We start from the raw sequence: 14,948 nt of genomic DNA on the forward strand, positions 1-14,948 counted from the left end.
GCTTGTTTTGCTTATAAGGGCTCAGTCGACTTTTTTTCATGGGATTTATTCTAAATGATTTTGAATAAATCTAGTTATCTAGTACAGCCCCTAATTTTTTATATTATTTCAGTATAGTTTATGTTGTATCTTTAATATTATTAGTTGTTATTGATAGGCCAGATAATTTAGTAAAGAAAAATTACATAAATTATGGAGCGAATTTATTTACTTGGATAGTTTGGTTTATAGCATTTCTCGTTTTATACGTTTTGAGTTGGGTATGTGCAATAAAGAAGTGTAGTAAAAGAAAATAGCGCGGCAGATTTAAAAGAGAAGCTAACAATATGGATAGCACCAACTATTACTTTATTTTCAGTTACTGTAATTTTAACTGTTATGCCAGGTTCAAGAATTTTAGATAATGTGCTACGTTTCATTGGGTATATTGAATTTCCTAGTGATTCTAAATGGTAATTTATTAGATAATCGATTTATCGAACAAAATAAATTAATGAATCAAGAAAACAATGACGTGAATTCAATATACTGGAGAAAAAGATATTCTCCGAATTCTCCGTTTTTTTATTGGCAAATGAATGGAATATTATCACTAGAGAGAAATTTCTTGTATGAAGAGAAAAGGAGATATTCAAATGCTATTTTTGGATATTTCGCATGGAATTTAGGAAATAATATTCTGTTCTGTCCGCAGGGTATCGATGTATATAGCCAAAGAGAAGTGGAAAAAAGGGATATAGAAAAATGTTTACTAATTAGAAAAGAATATTTGCAGTTATTGCCAAAGGGTTTATAGGATCTTTCTTAAACTTAAGATATAGAATTTAAATTCTGATAGAACTTAACCTATTCTTCTTCACTTTTTCAGACGGCCTTTACCATGAATCCATTGACGACTTTGGTTTGGTTTCGCCGCAATCTGCGCCTTGCCGACAATACCGTATTGCAGGCTGCCGTGCAGCAAGGGCTGCCGGTGGTCGGGGTGGTGGTGTGTCCGCAGCCGTCTGAAATTGCCAATCAGCGGCAGGCGGTGTTTATGCGCCGTTCTGCCGCCGCCTTGTCCCCCGCATTGGTGGCGCACAATGTGCCGCTGTATCTGATACGGGGCCATGCCGAAACGGAAATTCCAGCGTTGGTTCAACACATTCATGCTGCCAGCGTTTGGGCGGACGAAGGCTATACGCCGTCTGAAATTTTGTCGGACAACCGCATTTGGCGGCAGTTGGACGCAATGGGCATTCCGTTTGCCCGCTGTAACGACCGTACCGTGTTTGCCAAGGCTGAAATTGCGGATGAATACGGCCAGCCCTACCGCACTTTTGCGCCCTACCGACAGGCATGGTTGCAACGCTATGCGGCGCAGTTTGACGGCTGGAGGCCGTCTGAACACGCGGCGTTTGCGCCGGTTCAGACGGCCTGGAGCGGTTTGTTGCCGCCGCTGCCCGATTGGGTGTCTTCTGGCGACGGGCAGAGCATGGCGGTGCCGCTCGGCGGCGAGGCGGTGGCTTGGGCGCAGTGGGATAAGTTTTCCGCCGAATTAAATGTTTATCCGCTGCTTAAAGATTTTCCATCGCGCAAAGCCACATCGCAGTTGAGCGTTTATTTAAGCGCCGGTTGCCTGTCGGCGCGGATGTTGGCGCAGCGGGCGCATGCGGCGGGCGCGCAGGCATGGCTGGATAATTTGATTCGGCGCGATTTTGCCTGCCAACGGGCGTTTCATACGCAGACCGATGGCGCAGAACATCTGCCTGCCGCCGATACATGGTTTGTGCAGCGTTGGCAGCAGGGGCGCACCGGTTTCCCGCTGATTGATGCCGCCATGCGCTGCCTGCGCGACAGCGGTTGGCTGCACCCGACCTTGCGCACATTGGTGGCGGAATTTTGGTGTCGGACGCTGGCGCAACCGTGGCAGGCGGGCGCAGCGTGGTTTGCCGAACAGCAGACCGATAACGATGAAGCCTTAAACCGCGCCAACTGGCAGCAGGCCGCAGCGCAAATTCAGACGGCCAATCCGGTCGTCCGTTCGCAGCAGCTTGATCCCGACGCCACGTTTATCCGCCGCTATGTGCCCGAGTTGGCGCACTTGCCTCAGGATTTTGTCCACACGCCGTGGCTGGCGGGCAGCGATGCCGATACCCACGGCTATCCGCCGCCATTGGTGCCGCCGCGCTGACGGGAAAAACGTGATTGAGTCAGATAAATTCAAACCAAGTTAACAAAAACCTGAACGCTATCGTAGGTATGGCGTTCAGGTTTGTCTATTTGTTGCCAAGCGGAAACGCTATGCTTTTCCAATGTGGAAAACCAAGAGGCCGTCTGAAGTGTTTTCAGACGGCCTCCCGCTCTTTAACAGCAAACGGATTATTTGTTAACCTGGCTGCCGATAACGCCGCCCAAGGCCGCGCCGCCCAAAGTCGAGCCGGTGTCGCCGCCGATTAAGTTACCAGCTACGCCACCTAATACGGCGCCGGTGGCGGTATTGCGTTGCGATTGCGACATACCGGCGCAGGCGCTCAGGGAGGCGGCCAAAGTCAGCAGAGTCAGGGTTTTTACAAGAGTGGATTTCATGATGTTTTCTCCTTGAAAAAAGGTTACTGTATATTCCGGTAGTCAGTATCGCATATAGTTTTTTAATCGGCGGTTACATCCGGTAAATCCTGTTTAAACTAAGCAAAAGCGGTGTTCTGCTGGAACTTATGCGGCAGAGGGTGGTACACTTGGCGCAGCGTTCTGAGTAAGGGAAGATAAAATGAATCTTTATGCGGTGGCGCACATTGTGCATTTGTATTGCGCGGTTGCGTTTGTGGGCGGGGTATTTTTTGAAATGCTGGTGTTGTCGGTATTGCATACCGGCCGCGTGTCGCGCGAGGCGCGGCGCGAGGTGGAGCGGGCGATGTCATACCGTGCCGTGCGGGTGATGCCGCTGGTGGTGATTACGCTGTTTATTTCGGGCGGGGTAATGGTGTGGGAACGCTATCTGCCGGTGTTTGCCGAACCGTTTGCTTCGCCTTTCGGTACGATGTTGTTTTTAAAAGTCTTGCTGGCGTTTAGCGTACTGGTGCATTTTGCCATTGCGGTGGTGAAAATGGCGCGGCACACGCTGACGGTGGGCTGGTCGAAATACATTCATGCGGTGGTGCTGGTGCATATGCTGCTGATTGTGTTTTTGGCGAAAGCCATGTTTTATCTGGTTTGGTAAACATCGTTATTTTATTATTATCTTATTGAAAAACAATAAGGAATGTTCAGACGGCCTTGTCCCGCTGTGGTACAATGCCGTCTGAAAATATTTTGAATTTCATAAATAATAAAGAGGAAACAGATATATGGTTGAACATCCTTCCGTCGGCACGCCGCTGTTTTACGGCGTGTTTTTTATCGCCGTGCTCGTGATGATCGGCATCGACATGTTGTCGCTGAAGAAAAACGGCGTGCATAAAGTCAGCGTGAAAGAAGCCCTGATGTGGACGTGCATTTGGGTGGCCGTTTCCTGCGGCTTCGCCGGTTGGCTGTATTTTGAGTTGGCGACCAATCCGGCCTACGGTGCCGTTGTCGCTAAAGAAAAAGTATTGGAATTTTTCACCGGCTATGTGTTGGAAAAATCATTGGCGGTGGACAATATTTTTGTCTTCCTGATGATTTTCGGCTATTTCAAAGTGCCGCAGCAATACCAGCACCGCGTGTTGCTTTACGGCGTATTCGGCGCGATTGTGTTGCGTGCGGTGATGATTTTCATCGGCGCGGCGCTGGTGCAGCAGTTTGAATGGATTTTGTATCTCTTCGGCGCGTTCCTGCTTTACACCGGCCTGCACATGATTAAATCCGGCAGCGATGACGATGAAGACGAGGATTTGTCGAAAAACAAAATGCTGGGCTGGCTGCAAAAGCATATTCATGTCAGCAAAGAGCTGGACAAAGAAAAATTCTTTACCCTTGAAAACGGTAAGCGCGTTGCCACGCCGTTGTTGATGGTGTTGGTGATGATTGAATTGAGTGACGTGATTTTCGCGGTGGACAGCATTCCCGCCGTGTTTGCGGTAACCACCGATCCGTTTATCGTTTTGACCTCCAACATCTTCGCTATTTTGGGCTTGCGCGCGATGTATTTCCTGCTGGCCGATGTCGCCGACCGCTTCGTGTTCCTGAAATACGGCCTATCGTTTGTGTTGATCTTTATCGGTATCAAAATGCTGATTATGCACTGGATACACATCCCGATTTCGATTTCTCTGTCGGTGGTGTTCGGTGCGCTGGGTGCGTCGATTCTGACTTCGGTGATTTATAGCCGTCATCTGGATAAGCAGCAAGGCAAGCTGTAAGCAGTAAAACAAAGGCCGTCTGAAATTCCGGTTATATTCCGTAACCGAAGTTTCAGACGGCCTTTGGATTCAAGCGGCTTATTTGGCCGCTTCTTTGGCTTTAGCCGCCGCTTCGCGTGCCGCAGCAACGGCATCTTCCGCGGCGCCTTTAGCCGCAGAAGCCGCCGCGTCGGTGGCGCTGGCTGCTGCGTCAACGGCCGCACCTACCGCAGACGCAGCATCGTCTTTGGTTTGTTGTACATCAGAAGCAACGGCTTGAGCCGCTTCTTTGGTTTCCTGTTTGGCTTCTTGCGAACAAGCGGCCAGGCCGGCCACCAACATAGCAGCAATCAGTAATTTTTTCATGGGTTGTCCTTTCGTGGTGAAAAAGCTATCGGATGTCCGATAGAAAAATCATACCATAGCGCCGCTGTAAAACAGGCGCTTTCGGCAGGAAAAAAAGCGGCGGTAAATTTTTTTACAACAAGGCTTGACAGCCGTATTCCGCCTCCCTATAATACGCAGCTTATCGGGTCGTTAGCTCAGCTGGTAGAGCAGCGGACTTTTAATCCGTTGGTCGAGCGTTCGAATCGCTCACGACCCACCAGATAAAAAAACCTGCTTGGCAACAAGCAGGTTTTTTGCATTGGCGCTTTGCTTTCAGACGGCCTTGTCCGTTTCGCGCTGTGGATAAATCGCCTGACATCGCGTAAAATAAAGCCAAATTTTATTGTAAACAAAGGCCGTCTGAAAACACGGCTTTTTTCTACGGACAACATCATGACAGAACAAACCCATCCGCAAGACGAAGCGCAGCTTGATGAAAACCAAATCATCGCCCTGCGCCGCGAAAAACTCCACGCCATCCGTGAAAAAGGCATTGCCTACCCCAACGATTTCCAGCGCGACAGCTTTGCCGCCGATTTGCATGCCAAATACGATGCCCTGAGTAAAGAAGAGCTCGATCCGCAAGCCGTTCCCGTGAAAATTGCCGGCCGCATGATGCTCAAACGCGCAATGGGCAAGGCCAGCTTCGCCACCGTGCAAGATGTGACCGGCCAAATCCAGCTCTACATCAATAATCAGGGCGTGGGCGAAGAAGCGCACAACGATTTCAAACATTGGGATATGGGCGACATCGTCGGCGCGGAAGGGGTGCTGTTCAAAACCAACCACGGCGAACTGACCGTGCGCGTATCCAACATCCGCTTGTTGTCCAAATCATTGCGCCCGCTGCCGGACAAACACAAAGGCTTGGCCGACCAAGAGGTCAAATACCGTCAGCGTTATGTGGATTTGATTGTCAATCCCGACTCGCGCGACACCTTTATCAAGCGCAGCAAAATCATCCAAACCGTGCGCAATTACATGACCGACGAGCATTATCTGGAAGTGGAAACCCCGATGATGCACCCGATTCCCGGCGGCGCTACGGCCAAACCGTTTGTGACTCACCACAATGCGCTGGATATGCCGCTGTATCTGCGCATTGCGCCCGAATTGTATCTGAAACGCCTGATTGTCGGCGGTTTGGAGCGCGTGTTTGAAATCAACCGCAGCTTCCGCAACGAGGGCATGAGTACCCGCCACAATCCCGAATTTACCATGATGGAATTTTACGAGGCGTATTCTACCTACGAGCGCATGATGCAGATGACCGAAGGCGTCATCCGCAAATGCGCCGAAACCGTGTGCGGCAGCGCTAAGATTACTTACAACGGCAAGGAAGTGGATTTGGCAAGCCCGTTTGAACGCCTGACCATTTTGGACGCCATCCGCAAATACAATCCGCAATACACCGATGAGCAGCTGTTTGACGAAGCCTGGCTGAAAAAAGAAATCGTGCGCCTAGGCGAGAGCATTCCGCCTTCTCCGGGTATCGGCAGCCTGCAACTGGCGCTGTTTGAAGGTTGCGCCGAAGGCAAATTGTGGAATCCAACGTTCATCATCGACTATCCGGTGGAAGTGTCGCCCTTGGCGCGCGCTTCCGACACCAAACCCGGCCTGACCGACCGCTTTGAATTGTTTGTGGTCGGCCGCGAATTGGCCAACGGCTATTCCGAGTTGAACGACCCCGAAGACCAGGCCGCGCGCTTCAAAGCACAAGTGGCACAAAAAGACGCGGGCGACGATGAAGCCATGCATTACGACGCCGACTATATCCGCGCCATGGAATACGGCCTGCCGCCGACCGGCGGCAGCGGTATCGGCCTCGACCGTTTGGTGATGTTGCTGACCGACGCGCAAACCATCCGTGATGTGATTCTGTTCCCGCAAATGCGCCCTGAATAATCCGAGCTTATAGAAAAGGCCGTCTGAATACTCCGACTACACTCAGTAATCGGCGTTTCAGACGGCCTTTTTGTGTGTTAAACCAAGCCGATACGGTTAAACCGCAAACACCGTTTTCTTGCCGCGCTGGAAAGTAAAGGTATTGCTGTTTTCCTTATGCTTGTAGAGCGGCACTTCGCAGGTGCGCACGTGGGCGTTTTTGATGAGCCAGACATTCAGCAGCCGCTCGGAGAGAAAGCCGAACACGCGCTTGTTGTAGTCGGAATAGTGGGCGATGTCGGCGCGGCGTTCCAGCTCGAATAAAACGTCAAACAGCCAAGCGCAATAGTCGTCTAACACGGCTTTTTTGCCGATAAACATATTGCCGTGGTGCATTTCTTTGCCGTCTGAAAAAGCGTCGAAGGCGGCCAAATAATCCGGCTGGCGTTCGGCGATGATGGCGTGGGTTAAATCCCAATCTTCGATTTCATGGAACTTGGCGTATTGCTGACGCACGGTGCGCACGGAAAAATGCAGTTTTTCCGGCAAAATCAAATCGTTGTCGGCCATCAGGGTGTCGATTTCGTCGCGGCCGATAATGCGGTCGGGCTGGGCAGGCGACATCAGGTAGCGGCGGTAATGCACCAACCCGGCGTTTGGACAGCGCACGTTTTTCCACAAAAAATACAGCGCGGTCAGCTCGCAGAAATTGGCGTTTTTAGCGGCGATGTTGTCCAGCTGGTTTTCCTGCAAATAGCCCAAATTCGGCTTGGTGCCGACTTGAACGGGCGTGTAAATCTGGCCGTCGATGGCTTTGGGAAAGCGAAACACTTTGTGGGTTACCACAAAAATATTCAGGTCGGGTTGTAAGCGTTGCATGGTTGGTGTTCCCGTATCAATTCATGTCCACATAAAAACTTTTTAATTTTTCACCGCACTTCAAGGCGGCGATGGCCGCGTCTGCCACTTCCAGCGCCTCTTTGATGGTCACGTCCATATCCAAATAGCGGTACGTCCCGAGGCGGCCGACGAAGGTCACGTTCGGCTCGGCCTGCGCTTTGGCAACGTATTGTTGCAGCAAGGCTTTATCTTGCACCAAGCGGATGGGGTAATACGGAATATCATTTTCTCCGCACAGGCGGCTGTATTCTTTGTAGCACAGGGTTTTGTCGTGTGATTCCCAGGGCGTGAAATGTTTGTGTTCGGAAATTCGGGTGTAGGGCACGTCCTCATCGCCGTAATTGATGACCGCATTGCCCTGATAATCGCCTTCATCGGTGAATTTTTCAAAATCCAGCGTGCGGTAGCCCAAGCGTCCGAGCGCGAAGCCGAAATAGGCATCCAGCGGCGCCGACCAGAAAATATGCGCGTAATCCGCTTGCATGGCCGTCTGAAACGGCGTATTGAGTTTTACCGTAATGTTTGCGTGGTTCAAAATATTCGATACGATGGCGGTGTAGCCCTCTTTGGGCATGCCTTGGAATTTGTGGGCGAAATAATTGTCATCATAATTGAAGCGCACCGGCAGGCGTTTCAAAATTGAAGCGGGCAGTTCGCGCGGCTCGACGCCCCATTGTTTTTTGGTGTAGCCGTAGAAAAATGCCTTGTACAAATCCTTGCCCACAAAGCGCATGGCCTGCTCTTCAAAGGTTTGCGGGTCTTGAATACTCAAATCCGCCTGTTCTTCCTCGATAAATTTTTTCGCGGCTTTCGGGGAAAGTGTTTTGCCGAAAAACTGATTAATCGTGTGCAGATTAATCGGCAGCGAATACACCGCGCCGCCACTCACCGTTTTCACGCGGTTGACAAAGGGCATCATTTCGCCGAAACGCTGAATATACGCCCACACGCGCTCGTTGTTGGTGTGGAAAATATGCGGCCCGTACACATGCACCATCACGCCGGTCTCCGCGTCGCGCTCAGAATGGCAGTTACCCGCAACATGAGCGCGCTGGTCGATGACGGTCACTTGATAACCCTGCTGCGCCAACTCGCGCGCAATCACGGCGTTGGAAAAGCCCGCGCCGACCAGTAAAAACGGTTTGTCCATGATGATGTCCCCTTGTGGTAAATAACGTGATTATAGCGGATTAGGGCTTTGTTTTCACGGTAAAAAAACAGCGCTATGCCGCCAAAATATTTTCAGACGGCCTCATACGCCGATAATGGTTTTTCTGCCTCTGACTAATGTTACCGTGGCGCTGCTGGTGCGTTTCTTGCGCCGCTCGATTTTGGCTTGGATATTGGCCATCATCTGCTTGCGGTCTTCGCCCAAAATGCTGCGGGCGGTATCGTGCTTGACGCTGTTGAACGCGCGTTCGGCACGCTCGGCTTGGGCGGAGGAAACCTGACCATTGGGGCGGCAGAGCGCCGCCAAAGCCTGAATATCAGCAGTCGGCAGCGCCGGAAAGACCACGCGCAAATAGCGTTCCAGCGCTTTTTGCACGGTGGCGTTGATTTCGTCTTTTTTGGTGGACTGCTGCTTATCGTGGGTGCGATAGCGCAGCAACACGTCGGGCAGATTGGCAAAGGCAGCGCCACGGATGGCGCAGTCCGCCCACATATCGAAATCGCCGGGTATGGTTTCGCCGTAGCGGATGTGGTGCTGCCGGAAAAAATCCGTGCGCCACATGGTGGTCGGGTGCATGAGGTTACCGGAGGCGGCGGCCATATTTGCTTTGATTTTGCTGTCTTCCAGCGCAATGTTGCATTCGCGGATGTCGTTGCCATCGGCGTCGGTAATCATCACGCGCGTGCCGAGGATGTTGATGTTGGGATGGCTGTCGAGAAAAGCGATTTGCTTGGCGAAGCGCTCGGGCAGGCACACGTCGTCGTGGTGCATAAGGGCGGTATATTCCGCGCCGCTTTGCGCCGCTCGGTCGAGCAGGTAGTGCATGACGTTGTTTTCGCCCGTGTTTTGCGCTAAATGCACCACTTCCGCACGCAGCTCGCAGGCGGCGAAAATATCCAAAATCTGACCGCTCTTATCGCTGGAGCAATCGTTAACGGCGATGATTTTAAAATCCGCAAACGTCTGCGCCACCAGCGAACGCAGGGCTGCGGGCAGATAGGCTTCGGCGTTGTAAACCGGCAGGATGACGCAAAGTTTCATATCGCTATTATCGTAAGAGTTAAAGTGATGAGCGTAAAGAAATGGCGGCATGGCCGTCAAGCAAAATTTTATGCAAAACTGAGGCCGTCTGAACGGCAGTATGCTGCCGGATAGGATTCAGACGGCCTTTTGAACGGATATTTGGAGAAAAATTCCCCGGCTTTTTGCCTGATGAATGATTAGTATTTTTTAATAACCCCTTGAGAAATAAATTAATCGCCTCAGATAAACATTGCCCGGAATGTTGACAATCTGCTAGAATCCGGTTCTTTATTTTCCAGCTTCGGGCGGCGGGTGTGAAGGCCGTCTGAAATTCAGCAGAGAGGCAGTTATGACCGAAACGCTACATTCCTGGGTGAATGCAATCAACGGACCGATGTGGGATATGTTGATTTTCCTACTCTTGGGTACGGGTATTTTCTTTACCGTGGCCACCGGCTTTGTGCAAATCCGCTTGTTTGGGCAAAGTGTGAAAGCCATGCTCGGCGGCCGCAAACAGGGCGATGATCCGCACGGGATTACGCCGTTTCAGGCGTTTGTCACCGGTTTGGCCAGCCGCGTCGGGGTGGGCAATATTGCGGGTGTGGCAATTGCCATCAGTATCGGCGGCCCGGGCGCGGTGTTTTGGATGTGGCTGACGGCCTTAATCGGCATGAGTTCGGCTTTTGCCGAATCGTCGCTGGCGCAGTTGTTTAAAATCCGCGATTACGACCGCCATCATTTTCGCGGCGGCCCTGCGTATTACATCACGCAGGGTTTGGGTCAGCGCTGGTTGGGCATTTTGTTTGCCATCAGCCTGATTTTCTGTTTCGGTTTGGTGTATGAGGCGGTGCAGTCCAACACCATCGCGGTGGCGGCGAAAACGGCTTGGGGCTGGGACGAACATGCCACCGGCGTGGCGCTGGTGATTCTGACCGCGCCGATTATTTTCGGCGGTATCCGCCGCGTGGCGCGTTGGGCGGAGATTCTGGTGCCGCTGATGGCGGTTTTGTATCTGCTGATGGCGCTGTATATCATGGCCAGCAACATCAGCATGGTGCCGCATGTGTTTGAGCTGATTTTCAGCACGGCTTTCCGCTTTGACGCGGCCGGCGGCGGCTTGCTCGGCGGCTTGATTTCGCAAACCATGATGGTGGGCATCAAACGCGGCCTGTATTCCAATGAGGCGGGTCAGGGTTCGGCGCCGAATGCGGCGGCAGCGGCTGAGGTGAAACACCCGGTGTCGCAAGGTATGATTCAGATGTTGGGCGTGTTTGTGGATACCATGATTGTCTGCTCGTGCACCGCGTTTATCGTGTTGATGTCAGACATTTCTTACGAGGGCTTGAGCGGTGCGCAGCTGACGCAGGCGGCGATTGTCAGCCATGTGGGTAGCTGGGGTGCGCATTTTCTGGCGGTGGTGCTGTTTATGTTTGCCTTTACCACCATCATCGGCAACTATGCCTATGCCGAGTCTAACGTGCAGTTTATCAAGAGCAACTGGCTGATTATGTCGGTATTCCGCATGGCGGTATTGGGCATGGTGTATTTCGGCGCAGTGCAGAGCGTGCCGCTGGTGTGGGACATGGCGGATATGGCGATGGGTACGATGGCGTGGATCAACCTGATTGCGATTTTGCTGCTGTCGCCTTTGGTGTTCCTGCTATTGAAAGACTATACGGCCAAGCTGCGAATGGGCAAAGAGCCGGAATTTAAATTATCCGAACACCCGGGTTTGAAACGCAAAATCAAATCGGATATTTGGTAATCCGTTTGGATTGAAATCAGAAAGGCCGTCTGAAAAATATTTTGTTTTTCAGACGGCCTTTGCTTTGGGCGGAGGAGTTTTCCCCCCGCCCTACATTCCGGCGTGCTTAACCCAATTTGCGGTGGCGGAACAGCCAGTCGCGCACCGGTGCGATGTTGTAGGCGTACTGCCAAGTGGCGGTATGACCGGACGCGCCGCCGGCGTTGGCTTCGGCTGCGTTTTTAAACACCGAGCCTTTGCTGAACGCGACAAAATTGATGTTGGCATGTTTGGCGTCTATGCTGTCGAAGGCCGTCTGAAACTCTTTGGCCGACCATTGCGCATTCCATTGGGCTCGGGCGGTTTTAGCGCCGAAAGAGGCCATTCTGTCCACAATCGCAGTTTGACCCGGATAGGCTTTGCTGTCGTCTTCGGAGACGGTAATCCACCAATTATCACGCGCCATATCCAGCGTCAGCAGGTTGGCATCCCATTGGCAGGCCACCAGATAGGAGGCAGCGAAGAAATCGGGGTATTTGATGTTCATCGCGATGGACATCATGCCGCCGCCGGATTGACCGGTGGTGTACAGGCGCAGCATGTCAATCGGATAGTCTTGCGCCAGTTTCTTAATCAGGTTGATGGTGGCATCGAGATAGGCGGAGGTGCGGTTGGCATCGTCGGCGATGATTTCGTCGTATTCGGGTGCCAACACGAAACACGGGTTGCTTTGCTGCGCTTCGGGCGTGGCAAAGGAAATCGCTCCGTTACCCTGATACAGCGCGGCTTGGGTGGTTTTGCCGCTCACGCCCGCGTCGTGCATAAATAAAACCAGCGGATAGCGTTCGCCGCTGAGACTGCGTTTGGGTGCAAACAGGTTGTAGCGCACGGTTTTACCAGTGGATTGGTCGTAGTAGTCGAATTGTTTGAACTCGTCGTAAACAAGATTGACCGCGCCGTCAGTTTTCAGGGTTTGGCCGTTTACCGTAATGCTGGCCTCGGCAGCCTTCAACGATGGTGCCGAGTTTTTTAAATCGCCCGCATTGCCTGGGCCGCCGCCTGCGCCGCGCGGCTCGTTGGGATCGCGGCCTTGTTTGACGACCAGCAGCGCACCATCGTCATACGGGTTGAGTTCCACCATCACAATGCGGCCGGTTTTGCCCGCTTCGCCGCCGATGGTGTGGCTGACGTAAACATCGGTAATGTTGCGTCCGGCTACGCGGTATTGTTTTTTGTCCAAGCCGTCGGCAGACACCGGATTTTTGTATTCAACTGCCACTGCGCTCAGGCGCATGCCGTCGCCGTACACGCGGGTCACGGCTTTGGTGCGCTCGATGGTGTTCGGGCTGTCGTTAATCGAGCCTGTGGTATAGACGATACAGCCGGGCAAGCTTACGGCGGCAGCGGCACCGGCGGCGGTCATCAGAAATTGTCGGCGGGTAGTCATGCTTATCCTTTCGCAAAGGTATCGGAAAACGGGAAACAGCAGGGAACAAGGTATTGTTATCTTCTTTAGGCATTGCCGCAGGCAGATTTGTTCAGGTCAACGGCATAAGCGCTTATGCAATCAGATAATTTTATCGCTTTAGAGTTATTAAACTACTTCCCGCCAGCATTGTCCAGCAGGAAAACGGCGGGAGTGCAGAGAGGGAGGCGAAAAGGGGTGTCGGACAAGCAAAAGGCCGTCTGAAACAGAAAAACCGCCAAGGTTGATTCCGTTTCAGACGGCCTTTTGTCATGCCGCTAGAATTTATCCCGCATGCTGCGGTACACCACCCACATAATCAGCAGGTTCAACCCAAAAACCAGCAGGTGTATCCCGTTAAACGCCTTACACAGCGTATAAAATTCGTAGGGGACAAACAGCCCGTAGCTCAACAAACTCAACCAATACGCCCATGCGCGGCTGAAATACAGGCCGTAACCCTCGCCGAAACGCAGCAATGCATAAACCGCCAGCAGCACCATCACCAGCGGAATATCGTGCGCGGCTTCCTGCCCCAAAGCAGGCAGGCAGTTGATTTTTTGGCTTAAAAAACTGCCGAAGAGATGGTGCCAATCGTGTGTCAACCAAGCGGTCAGTTGCGGCAAATCGCCCTGATAATGCCATACTGCCAGCGCCACCAGCAGCGCCAGCACGCCTTTGGCGGATTCGTAAACGGCAACGGCTTTAATGGTAACATCGGCGTAGCGGGCAGGGTTCGGCATGGTCGGGTACAGAAAAAGAAAACCGGATTGTAACAAAAGCGACGCGCCAGTCGCTAGGATAAAAAGGCCGTCTGAAAACTAATATATTTTCAGACGGCCTAATCAACCTTAATGCGGCTTAGGCTTTATCGCTGGATTCGTTTTCGATAAAGGTAACGCCGTTGAGGTGGGAATGCAGGATGGCGCTGCGCAGGGCGGTGAGGGCTTTGGGGCGCACGAAGTTGCGGCGGTAGGCCAATACCACGCGGCGCTGCGGGGCGGGCGCTTCAAACGGGATAATGCTGAACAGCATATGGTCGTTTTCCGTCAGCGCAGTGGCCGACATAACGCTGATGGCCAAACCGCTGGCAACCATGTGGCGGATGGTGTTGATGGAGCTGCCCTGCAAAGTGTTGGTCAGCCCTTGGATTTTCTGCTTGGCCGCCAATTCGGAACAGCTCGACAAGACCTGATCGCGCATACAGTTGCCTTCGCTCAGTAGTAATACCTGCTCCTCGGCCAGCATGTGCGGCGTAACCGAATCAAGCTCTTCAAACGGATGGCCTTTGGGCACAATCACAAAGAAAGGCTCGTCATACAAGGGTTCGGTCACAATGCCCGGCTCTTGGAAAGGCTCGGCGACCACAATCGCGTCCAAATCGCCGCGTTTGAGCGATTCGGTCAGGATGTGGGTGTAGTTTTCGTCGAGCATCAGCGGCATTTTCGGTGCGGTTTCGCGCAGCGACACAATCAGCTTGGGCAGAAGATACGGGGCAACGGTAAAAATCAGGCCGAGTTTGAACGCGCCTTCGAGTTCGTTTTGTTCCTCGCTGGCCAGATGTTTGATTAAATCGGCTTCTTCCAGCACGCGGCGGGCTTGCGCGACGATGCGTTCGCCCGCTTCGGTGGTGATGATGTCGTTGCTGCTGCGGTCAAACAGCGACACTTGCAGCTCTTCCTCCAGCTTTTTGATGGCGATGGACAGGGTGGGCTGGCTGACAAAACAGCGGCGCGCGGCACGTCCGAAATGACGTTCCTGCGCCACGGCAACAATATAACGCAATTCGGTCAGCGTCATGGGCTTAGGCCTTTTTCTGTTCCGGCAGGGTAATGTTCAATTCGAGCACGTCCATGCCGTCTTGTTTTTCTTGAGAAATGCGGATGTCGTCTAAGGATACGTTGACGTATTTGGACAAGACTTCCAGCAGCTCTTTGCGCAGCGTCGGCAGGTAGTCGGGCGCGCCTTCGCCGTTTTCGTTGGCACGTTCCTGCGCGATGATGATTTGCAGGCGGTCGCGCGCGATGCTGGCGGTTTTCGGCTTGCGGCCGAACAGCATATCGATTAATGACATGG

At 52.4% G+C, this 14,948-nt stretch carries 14 protein-coding genes and 1 tRNA gene; 6 read left to right on the top strand and 9 right to left on the bottom strand.

The window, feature by feature from the left end; genetic code table 11:
• Window positions 1-880: 880 nt before the first annotated feature.
• Window positions 881-2,173, top strand: coding sequence for an FAD-binding domain-containing protein (locus J2T37_RS06955; protein WP_253354841.1), 1,293 nt, complete (start codon window positions 881-883; stop codon window positions 2,171-2,173).
• A gap of 188 nt (window positions 2,174-2,361) precedes the next feature.
• Here J2T37_RS06955 and J2T37_RS06960 read toward each other — a convergent pair whose 3' ends face one another.
• Window positions 2,362-2,568: a glycine zipper 2TM domain-containing protein gene (locus J2T37_RS06960; RefSeq protein ID WP_253354842.1), complete on the bottom strand. Its 207-nt coding sequence runs from the start codon at window positions 2,566-2,568 to the stop codon at window positions 2,362-2,364.
• 181 nt (window positions 2,569-2,749) lie between these two features.
• On the opposite strand from J2T37_RS06960, the gene J2T37_RS06965 reads away from it, so the two are divergent.
• Together J2T37_RS06965 and J2T37_RS06970 are read left to right on the top strand one after the other, a co-directional pair.
• Window positions 2,750-3,199 (top strand): CopD family copper resistance protein, encoded by a 450-nt coding sequence (locus tag J2T37_RS06965; RefSeq protein WP_253354843.1) that lies wholly within the window; start codon window positions 2,750-2,752, stop codon window positions 3,197-3,199.
• 127 nt (window positions 3,200-3,326) lie between these two features.
• Window positions 3,327-4,319 (top strand): TerC family protein, encoded by a 993-nt coding sequence (locus tag J2T37_RS06970; protein ID WP_253354844.1) that lies wholly within the window; start codon window positions 3,327-3,329, stop codon window positions 4,317-4,319.
• 78 nt (window positions 4,320-4,397) lie between these two features.
• Here the strand turns inward: J2T37_RS06970 and J2T37_RS06975 are convergent, their stop codons facing one another.
• The gene (locus tag J2T37_RS06975) at window positions 4,398-4,664 is read right to left on the bottom strand and encodes a hypothetical protein (protein ID WP_253354845.1); all 267 of its coding nucleotides are present in this window, start codon (window positions 4,662-4,664) and stop codon (window positions 4,398-4,400) included.
• Between the two features lie 165 nt (window positions 4,665-4,829).
• Between J2T37_RS06975 and J2T37_RS06980 the strand changes: the two genes are divergently transcribed.
• Together J2T37_RS06980 and lysS are read left to right on the top strand one after the other, a co-directional pair.
• Window positions 4,830-4,905: transfer RNA gene (locus J2T37_RS06980), tRNA-Lys, on the top strand.
• Window positions 4,906-5,078: 173 nt separating this feature from the next.
• Entirely contained in the window at window positions 5,079-6,590 is a 1,512-nt protein-coding gene (gene lysS / locus J2T37_RS06985; RefSeq protein WP_253354846.1) for a lysine--tRNA ligase, read from the top strand.
• 96 nt (window positions 6,591-6,686) lie between these two features.
• Here lysS and J2T37_RS06990 read toward each other — a convergent pair whose 3' ends face one another.
• From J2T37_RS06990 to J2T37_RS07000, 3 genes are all read right to left on the bottom strand, one after another.
• Entirely contained in the window at window positions 6,687-7,448 is a 762-nt protein-coding gene (locus J2T37_RS06990; RefSeq protein WP_253354847.1) for a DUF4422 domain-containing protein, read from the bottom strand.
• A gap of 16 nt (window positions 7,449-7,464) precedes the next feature.
• Window positions 7,465-8,619: a UDP-galactopyranose mutase gene (gene glf, locus J2T37_RS06995; RefSeq protein ID WP_253354849.1), complete on the bottom strand. Its 1,155-nt coding sequence runs from the start codon at window positions 8,617-8,619 to the stop codon at window positions 7,465-7,467.
• A 102-nt stretch (window positions 8,620-8,721) separates the two neighbouring features.
• Window positions 8,722-9,681 carry a glycosyltransferase family 2 protein gene (locus J2T37_RS07000; RefSeq protein WP_253354851.1) on the bottom strand — a complete coding sequence of 320 codons (960 nt, stop codon included), beginning with the start codon at window positions 9,679-9,681 and terminating at the stop codon, window positions 8,722-8,724.
• Window positions 9,682-10,012: 331 nt separating this feature from the next.
• On the opposite strand from J2T37_RS07000, the gene J2T37_RS07005 reads away from it, so the two are divergent.
• Window positions 10,013-11,428: an alanine/glycine:cation symporter family protein gene (locus J2T37_RS07005; protein WP_253354853.1), complete on the top strand. Its 1,416-nt coding sequence runs from the start codon at window positions 10,013-10,015 to the stop codon at window positions 11,426-11,428.
• A 106-nt stretch (window positions 11,429-11,534) separates the two neighbouring features.
• On the opposite strand, the gene J2T37_RS07010 is transcribed toward J2T37_RS07005, so the two are convergent.
• From J2T37_RS07010 to minE, 4 genes are all read right to left on the bottom strand, one after another.
• Window positions 11,535-12,854 (bottom strand): Tat pathway signal protein, encoded by a 1,320-nt coding sequence (locus J2T37_RS07010; protein ID WP_253354854.1) that lies wholly within the window; start codon window positions 12,852-12,854, stop codon window positions 11,535-11,537.
• Window positions 12,855-13,150: 296 nt separating this feature from the next.
• Window positions 13,151-13,615, bottom strand: a complete 465-nt coding sequence (locus J2T37_RS07015; RefSeq protein WP_253354855.1) for a DUF2127 domain-containing protein — start codon at window positions 13,613-13,615, stop codon at window positions 13,151-13,153.
• A 118-nt stretch (window positions 13,616-13,733) separates the two neighbouring features.
• Window positions 13,734-14,672, bottom strand: a complete 939-nt coding sequence (locus tag J2T37_RS07020; RefSeq protein WP_253354857.1) for a hydrogen peroxide-inducible genes activator — start codon at window positions 14,670-14,672, stop codon at window positions 13,734-13,736.
• A 4-nt stretch (window positions 14,673-14,676) separates the two neighbouring features.
• Window positions 14,677-14,946 carry a cell division topological specificity factor MinE gene (gene minE, locus J2T37_RS07025; protein ID WP_253354859.1) on the bottom strand — a complete coding sequence of 90 codons (270 nt, stop codon included), beginning with the start codon at window positions 14,944-14,946 and terminating at the stop codon, window positions 14,677-14,679.
• Window positions 14,947-14,948 lie beyond the last annotated feature (2 nt).

The organism is Neisseria perflava, from assembly GCF_024170405.1.
Classification (GTDB): domain Bacteria; phylum Pseudomonadota; class Gammaproteobacteria; order Burkholderiales; family Neisseriaceae; genus Neisseria; species Neisseria perflava_B.